Genomic DNA, 8,852 nt, shown 5'->3' with positions numbered 1-8,852 from the left:
TGGTAACGATGCTCCACTGAGCCTTCCACAAAAATTGTGGGGGTAGCAATGGAGCTGGTCGCAGCCTCTAGAACCCAATCTGCATCGTATCCAGCATAACCTGTAAGGTTGGTAGAAGCGGCAATATCAGCTCCTGTTAGATGAGCTAGCTGCTTGATGAGAAGCTCTCCCTCTAAGCCAGATGCCACTTCGCAGCCATAGATCAAGATCTCTGCATCATCAGCCAGGCTAGATTTCCACTGCGAGAGCAAGCTTGCATACTCGGATAGGTTTTCTAGGCTGAGAAGGCTTTTGCCCAACTGTATTGAGCCCGCCTGCCCGTGAGATAGAATGTGCAAAGCTCTAACACCTTTTCGACCTCGCAGCGCCTCGGCGATCTGCTGGATCCCGTCTTTGTTAGGATCCAAAAGAATAATCTCTGTTCCAGGTCGGATCCCTGCTAGCAAGATCGACAGATCGGGCAAAGCTTGGTCGATAAAGACCAGCTCATCTTGAGCAGAGTGTTGCAGAAGTATATTCCCTGATGTAGCGGAGTCGGCATTCTCCACTCTCAAAAGCAAAATGAGCAAAGCTGTGGAAACGGATCCCAAAGTACGGCTGAGAATCTGCAGTAGCCCGGCGGGTTGCTTAGAGTTGGGCAGAGACGGTCTTGAGGTCAACATCTAACACTCCTCGCTTTTTCAGGGAATGTCTTCAAAAAAGAAAGAAACAGGACTCAATTCCAAGCGAAGCAGCTACAAATTGTCCACTCTCACTGTAACTGGGTTACTGAATACTAAGGTTCCAGATGATAGACGGACTGAAGCTCTATTGGTGATGACGATGGGTAGGGTAGGAGCCTCAGGAGAAGGTGTTGCTGCCGGCAAAGGAGTTCCGGGAGCAAGAGGAGAAGCTGGTGGCCGAGTTGCCGGCGGTTCAATGGGCACTGGAGGCGGAGTAGGCACCGGGATCCGCAGCCGACAGGGTTGATCGGATTGATTGCCTTCCGGGGCATAGCAAACTCGAATCAGATCCTCTACAAAACGCAGTCCATTAAAACTCAGCCGATCCGCTTGCTGAATGATATCGCCAATAATTTCCTCTAGGTTACGGGCAGTTCTGGAAAGAGGAATGCTAACAAACAAAATGTTCTCCAAATCCCTAACCTCAGGGGGGGCCAAGTTCGAGAAGGGCACTCGCTCCCGTTCCCGCAGCAAGATGCGATAGAGAGCCTCGCTCCAAGGAGAGACATCGACGGCTGCACTGAAAACAAATCCCCGCAGCGGTGTAGGCTGGCTGGCCTGCCGTCCCTGCCCAACGAGGTTCGATTGCACCGAAACCAATTTCCCCGGCGGCTGCGTGATCGAGCCAGAAAAGGGAATCGTAAAGCGCAAGTTGCTATCCAGGGTGGCAGTGGCCAAGGGGGGAAACAAAATCTCTCCCCGTGAGCTCAAGCCGACTAGCTGAACTGAGTTGCCTGCCGAAAAGACTGGCCCGCCTGCACAAAGAGTAGCCGTGGATCCCGGGCCACAAAGCTGACCAAAGGGATCAACGACTAGCCCCAGGATGGCAGCCGCGGAGCCGGCAGCGGGATCCCTTGTCGGCAACCCCGCCCCAGCAGGATTGCCAGAGCCGCCACTACCGCAACTTTTCAGCAAAACAGTGAGGGAGCCTGTAACCACAGCAGCCAGGACAAGCGCAGCCGGTCGCCAAAATCTGCTGGATGTGCCCAGTCGTCGAAACATATGCCTATGCCTCGCTCTCAATTGCGGATGTTGTTGGTTTGCAGAAGGGCTCTAGCGGGATCCCACCGTGAGAACGGCGTCGCTAAAGGATGTCACAAAACGGCTTCCCTCTCTTTCGACCCGCAGTTCGCCGCTGAGAAGATAAGAGCCAGCAGGTAGGGGAACATTACTTTGTACCCGCACCTGCAGGCGGTGCTCTCCAATAGCAGCAGGGAATAGATTGGCAAAGGGAGCTTCCAGAGCCTCGGCAAACCGCGCCAGCACAAACGTGCCTTCTGTGGCCGCCGCCAGTCGCTGGAGCTCCAGCAGGTTTAAGTCAACGCCCAGCCCAACTACATACACGGTCAGCTTCTGCCCCCGCTCTTGGGCCAGAGTTGTGAGCTCCCGAATGGTCTGGTCAATGGAGCGGGTGCTCTCGTTGTCGATGCCGTCGGTAAACACCACCAGGCGGCGGTTGAAGGTCTCATTGGGGCGAAAGTCACTTAAGAAACGCCCGGCTTCCACCGTGGCGTCATACAAGGCGGTGTTCCCACCGGGATTTGCCCGCAATACCCCTCGCCTAAGCAGTTGCTTGTCGCTGGTGAAGTCTTGCAGCAGTTGGGCCGTGCGCAAAGGCTGGCCGAGAGCCGTAGCGCCAAAACCGGCCCCTCGGTTATCAAAACGGAGCACCGCCCCCAGATCCAAGGGTGTGGTGCGAAATTGATCCAAAAGCCCAAAAACAGCTAAGAAGCGACGGGACTGGGGATCCAAAACCAACAGGCTGCCGGAGCCGTCCATGAGGATGGCCATGAGCAAAGGCTGACGGGCCAGCTCAGCTCGAGGGTTCTCGATGCGGGTGGGGCTTAGAGTTACTGTGGCTGACTGCGGGATCCCTTGCAGATCGGTTACGCGGTTAACTTGCAAGCTGACCTGGGCAGGAGAAAGCTGGGTGACCGGCTGAGGCGGATCCCCTGCTTGCAAGAGGGCAATGTTGAACTCCATCTCCCCCTGGGTGGTGCTGAAACTGCGCGTCAGAGCCCCGTTGAAGGTCAAGCGCGTTTGGGATCCCAAAGAAGCAGGGTCGATCCCTGTGCTACTGGAAGAGCCACAGCCGGTTATGGAGATCCCCAGCAGGATCAAGACAATTGCCCAGCCAGTTTCTCGGTTTTGGGGTCTGCTAAGCTGCATTGTTGAAACCTGAAGAATATAGCCGATAACACAGACAAGCTTGAGGACAGCAGCGTAAACCTACCATGAGAAGAACTCAGGAGCATCGCGGAGAAAAGAACCCAAGTGTATAAGAAAGTACACTATAAGCTTGTTTTCGGGTCGATTGCTTCTATCGACGACGTTTCTGCAAGCTAATTGCTCTCCTTTAACCTTGGCTAGGAAACCTTCTCTGTCTCCATTTGGGGCAGGGCAGGGGCGACGGCGATTGTCCCTGCAGAGGTGCCTGTAGCCCGCCTGCGGGTGTAAGCTCTAGAGGGATCCCTCTGGGTGAGGAGGACGGTCGGACATGGCGGCCAAGCAACTGAAGTTCTACTGGAGCCCGCAGTACCAAATCTTTAGCTGTGACGGGGCCAAGCTGGAGGGGCACGGCGCCATTCAAACCAATCCCTCGCATGACTTGGTGCATCTGTTTATCGCCGCCAACGGCAATATGCCCTGGCAGCCGGTAGAAAGCCGCGAGCAAACCTGCTTTGCCGAGTACAACGCCGTGCTGCTGGAGCACCTTTTGGTCAACTGCTTCAACGCGGCGGCGCTGGGATCCATGGCCCCAGAGCAGGTTGTTCCGGAGGCGCGCAAGTTTTTGCAGTGGTTTGTTTCCGAGCACTACGCGCCATTTCCGGTCTCTGAAGAAGAGGCTTTTTGTTGCTTTGCAGCACACCTAGATATCGAGCGCATGGTGCGGCTATTCCCCTACTTCTACAGTTTGCGCGCCTGGGAGTGCTTCAGCCCCGATTACCGCAACGAGGTTTACGACTTGGAATTTACTTCCGAAGACGATCCGGTCAGGGAAGCCCCGGAATGGGCGGCGGATCCCAATATCTTGGAGACCCAAGAGCTGGTGCGGCAGAAGCTCGCTGAAGCTGTGGCGGAGGCGAGATCGATCCGGCCCAAGGCGGAGCCCGTTTTCCCGCAAACCTTGTTGGCTTCACCGCTGTTCAATCCCCCAGCCAAGACCAAGCAGAAAAAAGCCGGGCTCGGTTTCAAGCCCACCCCCACCCGTTAATGGTTGATCCTCCCTTCCCGGTCTCATCAAGGGAGAGGGGTTGGGGGCTGACTACTCTGGGCCCACCACCAAGCGGCGGAAGGCCTTCTTGCCCACCTGGAGAACCCGCCCGACCAGGTCAGAAGCGTTGGCAAACTCCAAGTCGGGATCCTCCACTTTTTGTCCGTCCAGCCGCACGGCGCCTCCTTGGATTTGCCGACGGGCCTCGGCGGCGCTCTTGCACAGGCCGGACTCGCGCAGGATGTAGCTGAGTTTTGCCGGGTAAGACAAGCCCTCGACGGCAAAGGTGGGGATGGATCCCGTCTCGACGAGATTGCCTTGCAACACCAGGGCTTGGGCGGTGCGCTGCGCCTCTTCTGCCGCTTCAGGGGAGTGAAATTGGGCCACCAGAGTTTTGGCTAGGAGAATCTGGCGCTGACGGGGATCCGCCGGCAGCTCTGAGGGGGGCACCGCCGTGAGCAACTCAAAATACCGCTCCACCAGGTGATCCGGCACCTTCTCCAGCTTGGAGTACATGGTGAGGGGATCCTCGGTCAGGCCCACGTAGTTGTTTTTGGACTTGGACATTTTCTGGTAGCCATCCAAGCCCTCCAGAAGCGGCACCGTCAGGCAAAACTGCGGCGTTTGGCCTTTCCAAAGCTGCAGCTCTCGGCCAACCAGGAGGTTAAAGCGCTGGTCGGTTCCCCCCAGCTCCACGTCGGCTGCCAGGGCCACCGAGTCGTAGCCCTGCAGGAGGGGGTAAAGAAATTCGTGCAAGTACACCGGTGTTCCAGCTTGGTAGCGCTGGGCAAAGTCTTCTTTGGCCAACATCTGCCCCACCGTCATCTGGGCCTGCAGCTCGATTAGCTCGCTGAGGGTGAGGCGGGCCAGCCACTCGCTGTTGCGGCGCACCTCCAGCCGGCCAGGGGTCGCAAAGTCCAAAATCTTGCCAGCCTGCTCCAGATAGGTGCGGGCGTTTTCTTCCACTTCTGCCGGCGTCAGGCGGGGACGCGCCTCCGACTGGCCAGTGGGATCCCCCACCAGCGCCGTAAAATCCCCAATGAGCAAAATGGCCACGTGGCCGGCATCCTGAAACTGCCGCAACTTGCGCAAGACCACCGCGTGGCCCAGGTGCAGATCTGGCCGCGTCGGATCGATGCCCAGCTTGACCCGCAAAGGGCGATCCGTTGTGGCCAAGCGCTCTTCCAGAGCTGCCGCCCCCCCCGGGAAGATCTCGGCCACCCCCCGCTGGGCGATCTCGGCGATGCAGGGATCCCTTGGGGCCGACGAGAGGGCAGTTGGCGATGTCCCTAGAGTTGATTCCATCCCTTGGATCGAGGTGCACCATGAGCCATTTTAAGCCTATCCACCCACCCGGCTTCGCCCCACCCAGAAAGGATCCCCTGCCGGCCCAAGAAGCACCGCCCTATAATGGGTCAGACTTGCGGTCGCTCCGCAACGCTGAAGTGACGGAGTTTTTGACGTGACCTACGGTCGCAGACGCTCGGGGGCTCGCGGCCATCTCTCCCCCCGCTTGGGGTATGGTGAGTACGCCGGCGCGGCCCCACCCACCCGCCCCTCCTGGAGGGCTCAGGTTGCCGCCACGGTGGGCAATCTGTTGCTGGGATCCCTGCTGTTGGGATCTACGGCGACGGCCGCCGGCTTGATGGGGTTGGCCATCAGCTTCCGCAACCTGCCGGATGTGCATCAATTGCGGGACTACGTGCCGGTGGCCACCACCCACATTGTCGATATTCGCGGCGAGCCGATTGCCAGCTTGCATGGGGAAGCCAACCGGGAGGTGATCTCGCTGGACGAGGTCTCGCCGGAGATGAAAAAGGCGCTGCTGGCCATTGAAGATAGCCACTTCTACACCCACCCCGGCATCAACCCGGTCAGCTTGGGCCGGGCCCTTCTGGGCAGCGTTGAGGGGGGCTTGGGCTCAGCGGGAGGCGGCTCCACCCTGACGATGCAACTGGTGAAGAACCTGTTTTTGAGGCCGGAGCGCACCCTCAGCCGCAAAGTAGCCGAGGTCGTGCTGGCGGTGCGGCTGGAGCAGGTCTTTACCAAAGACGAGATCCTGGAGATGTACCTCAACCAGGTGTACTGGGGGCACAACCTCTACGGCATCCAGGCGGCGGCCCGCAGCTACTTCAACAAGGATGCGGCAGAGCTAAACTTGGCGGAAGCGGCGATGTTGGCCGGGATCCTGCCGGCTCCAGAAACCCTCAGCCCCTTCCGTAACCTGGAGGGAGCCAAACGCCGGCAGCGGCTGGTGCTGGATCGCCTGGTGGAGCTGAAGTGGATTACCCCGGAAGAAGCCCAGGCAGCCCGCGAGCAAGAATTGACCTTGGGCCGCATCACCTCCTTCCAGAGCAACGCCCCGGCGGTCACCGACGTCATCGAAGCCGAGCTGCGGCGTCGCTATGGCGAGCAGGCAATTCTCCAGGGGGGGCTGCGGGTGCAGGCCACCATCGACCTGCGGCTGCAACGCTTGGCAGAGCGCATTGTCAACGAAGATGGGCCCCGCATTGCAGCCGCTCGCCGAGCCGACCAGATGGCCCTGGCGGCAGTGGATCCCCGCACCGGCTATGTCAAGGCCCTTGTGGGCGGCATCAACGCCCAACGGGGCCAATTTAACCGCGCCACCCAGGCTTTTCGCCAAACGGGATCCACCTTCAAGCCCTACGTGTACTACGCGGCCCTGGCCAGCGGGCGGTATTCTCCTGGCAGTATCCTGGAAGACACCCCTGTCACCTATCCCGGCTCGCCCCCCTACAGCCCGAAAAACTACGACAACACCTTTTACGGCCCCCTCACTTTTGCCCGCGCCTTGGAGCTCTCCCGCAACGTGCCCACCGTCAAGCTGGCAGATGAGGTTGGGATCCGCAACGTCATCGCGGCAGCCCAGGCCACGGGCATCAGCGCCGAGATGTTCCCCAACCTGGCCACGGCCCTGGGCTCGGCCAGCATCAGCCCCCTGGAGATGGCGGCCAGCTATGCGGTGTTTGCCAATGGCGGCTACCGGGTGGAGCCAACCTTCTTGGCCCAGGTGGTGGATCGCAACGGTCAGATTCTCTTCGAGGCCAAGCCCCAGCCGCAGCAGGTTTTGGATCCCTGGGCGGTGGCTACCCTCAACCAGATCCTCAAGGGGGTGGTGACCCAGGGCACCGGGACCGCGGCCCGTCTGGACGATGGGCGACCGGTAGCAGGCAAAACCGGCACCACCTCCGACTTTCGCGACGCCTGGTTTATCGGCTATGTGCCGCAACTGTCCACCGCCATTTGGATCGGCAACGACAACAACTCCCCCATGCTGCCCGGCACGGCAGGGGGCGCTTTTGTCGCCCCCACCTGGAAGCGCTTCATGGCCGAGGCCCTGCAAGGGATCCCACCCCAAGACTTCCCCAGCCCCCATCAATTTCTCCCCCCGAGAAGGAGACCATGAGCAATAGCGAGGAGCGGCTGGCGCGCATCGAGCGCACCGTCGAGGCCAACGCTCAAGCCATCGCCCAACTGGCCCGGCAAAACCAAGAGCTGCTGCAGACCATTGCCGGCACCGAAGAGCGCATCGCCAGAGCTGAGGAACGCATCGCCAACGCCGAGGAGCGCGTCGCTAAGGCAGAAGAACGTCTGGAAGCCGAGGTCAAACGCTGGGACGAGCGGTTTTTCCAGCTCAGCCGCGACACCCTCAACTTCACCCGCAATGTGGTTACCATCGCCGCCATCACAGCGGTTTTGATCCCGCTGCTGCGGGATGTCGCCCCCCTGCTGATCGAGCTGCTGCGGCAGGGATCCCGTTAGCCCCCGGTCATCGAAGGGCCCAGGGGATCCCAAAGCGTAATCGTTCTGAGTTACACTAAGACTGCAAAGAAAGGTAACGCCTTTGTCTGGTTTACCCTTAGCCTTGGCCGCGTTCTTTCTTGCATTCCTTGCACAAGACACAGAGGACAGACGATTATGGCTTTTGAACTCCCAGCTCTGCCCTACCCTGCCGACGCCCTCAAGCCCTATATGTCGGCGGAAACCTTCTCCTACCACCACGGCAAGCACCACGCCGCCTACGTGGCCAACCTGAACAAGCTGATCGAGGGCACCGATCTGGCCAATAAGTCCCTGGAAGAAATTATCAAGACCACGTTTGGGGATCCCGACAAAGTGGGCATCTTCAACAATGCCGCCCAGGTCTGGAACCACACCTTCTTCTGGGAATCCATGAAGCCGGGTGGGGGCGGCGCGCCGACGGGGCCCATCGCCGACAAGATCAACGCCGACCTGGGCGGCTACGACAAGTTTGTGGAAGCCTTCAAAACGGCGGCGGCCACCCAGTTTGGCAGCGGCTGGGCTTGGCTAGTGCTGGACAACGGCACCCTCAAGGTCACCAAAACCCCCAACGCCGAAAACCCGCTGGTGCACGGCCAAGTGCCCTTGCTCACCCTGGATGTGTGGGAGCACGCCTACTACCTGGACTACCAAAACCGGCGTCCCGACTTCATCAGCGCCTACCTGGAACACCTGGTGAACTGGGATGCCGCCAATGCCCGGCTGGCAGCCGCCTGACTGACCCTCTTCTGGGATCCTCTGACGGGGGATCCCATCGAGGACTAGCCTTGCCCAGCTCTTTGCCAGGGGATCCTCAGGGATCCCTTTTTTTCGGCTTAGTCCTTCCCCAAGCGTTCCCGCTCTTCGCGCAGGCGTTGTAGGAAGCTGGGCGTAGGGTTTTGGGCAGGGGTGGGAAAGGCAGCAGCAGGAGGAGCGGCCCGGTTGATGGGGGGAAAGAGGGGGCGATTGACCGGCTGGGGCGGCAGGGGGGTGCTGGGAATGGGAGTGGGCGGGGGGGCCGGCGCTGCAACGGGCGGAGGCGCAGGGGTGGGTGGCGGTGAAGTGGGCTGGGGTGCTGGGGTGGGTGGCGATGTGGGCGTGGGTTCGGGTTGAGG

The 8,852-nt window shown here is 59.9% G+C and carries 7 protein-coding genes and 1 pseudogene; 4 read left to right on the top strand and 4 right to left on the bottom strand.

The window, feature by feature from the left end:
* Both NW844_RS10655 and NW844_RS10650 read right to left on the bottom strand, forming a co-directional pair.
* On the bottom strand, positions 1-569 hold a 569-nt coding region (locus NW844_RS10655; protein ID WP_414335514.1), incomplete at its 3' end, for a DUF4347 domain-containing protein.
* A 1,206-nt stretch (positions 570-1,775) separates the two neighbouring features.
* Positions 1,776-2,891, bottom strand: coding sequence for a vWA domain-containing protein (locus NW844_RS10650; RefSeq protein WP_414335512.1), 1,116 nt, complete (start codon positions 2,889-2,891; stop codon positions 1,776-1,778).
* Positions 2,892-3,219: 328 nt separating this feature from the next.
* On the opposite strand from NW844_RS10650, the gene NW844_RS10645 reads away from it, so the two are divergent.
* Positions 3,220-3,936, top strand: a complete 717-nt coding sequence (locus NW844_RS10645; protein WP_414335511.1) for a hypothetical protein — start codon at positions 3,220-3,222, stop codon at positions 3,934-3,936.
* Between the two features lie 51 nt (positions 3,937-3,987).
* On the opposite strand, the gene tyrS is transcribed toward NW844_RS10645, so the two are convergent.
* Complete coding sequence (gene tyrS / locus NW844_RS10640; protein ID WP_414335509.1) at positions 3,988-5,241, bottom strand: tyrosine--tRNA ligase; 1,254 nt, start codon at positions 5,239-5,241, stop codon at positions 3,988-3,990.
* 157 nt (positions 5,242-5,398) lie between these two features.
* On the opposite strand from tyrS, the gene NW844_RS10635 reads away from it, so the two are divergent.
* From NW844_RS10635 to NW844_RS10625, 3 genes are all read left to right on the top strand, one after another.
* A complete protein-coding gene (locus tag NW844_RS10635) occupies positions 5,399-7,363 on the top strand; it encodes a transglycosylase domain-containing protein (RefSeq protein WP_414335507.1) in 1,965 nt (654 codons plus the stop codon).
* On the top strand, positions 7,360-7,719 hold the full coding sequence (locus NW844_RS10630; RefSeq protein WP_414335505.1) for a hypothetical protein: 360 nt from the start codon (positions 7,360-7,362) through the stop codon (positions 7,717-7,719). The genes NW844_RS10635 and NW844_RS10630 overlap by 4 nt, the downstream gene beginning before the upstream one ends.
* Positions 7,720-7,875: 156 nt before the next feature.
* Positions 7,876-8,475 (top strand): superoxide dismutase, encoded by a 600-nt coding sequence (locus tag NW844_RS10625; RefSeq protein ID WP_414335503.1) that lies wholly within the window; start codon positions 7,876-7,878, stop codon positions 8,473-8,475.
* A 98-nt stretch (positions 8,476-8,573) separates the two neighbouring features.
* Here NW844_RS10625 and NW844_RS10620 read toward each other — a convergent pair.
* Positions 8,574-8,852, bottom strand: a pseudogene (locus NW844_RS10620) (serine/threonine protein kinase); the annotation flags it as partial.

Origin of the sequence: Synechococcus sp. H55.2 (genome assembly GCF_047462495.1) — a bacterium.
In the GTDB taxonomy this organism is placed as follows: Bacteria; Cyanobacteriota; Cyanobacteriia; order Thermostichales; family Thermostichaceae; genus Thermostichus.
Note: the sequence above shows the minus strand (reverse complement) of the source record. Positions and strands in the feature narration are given on the sequence as shown.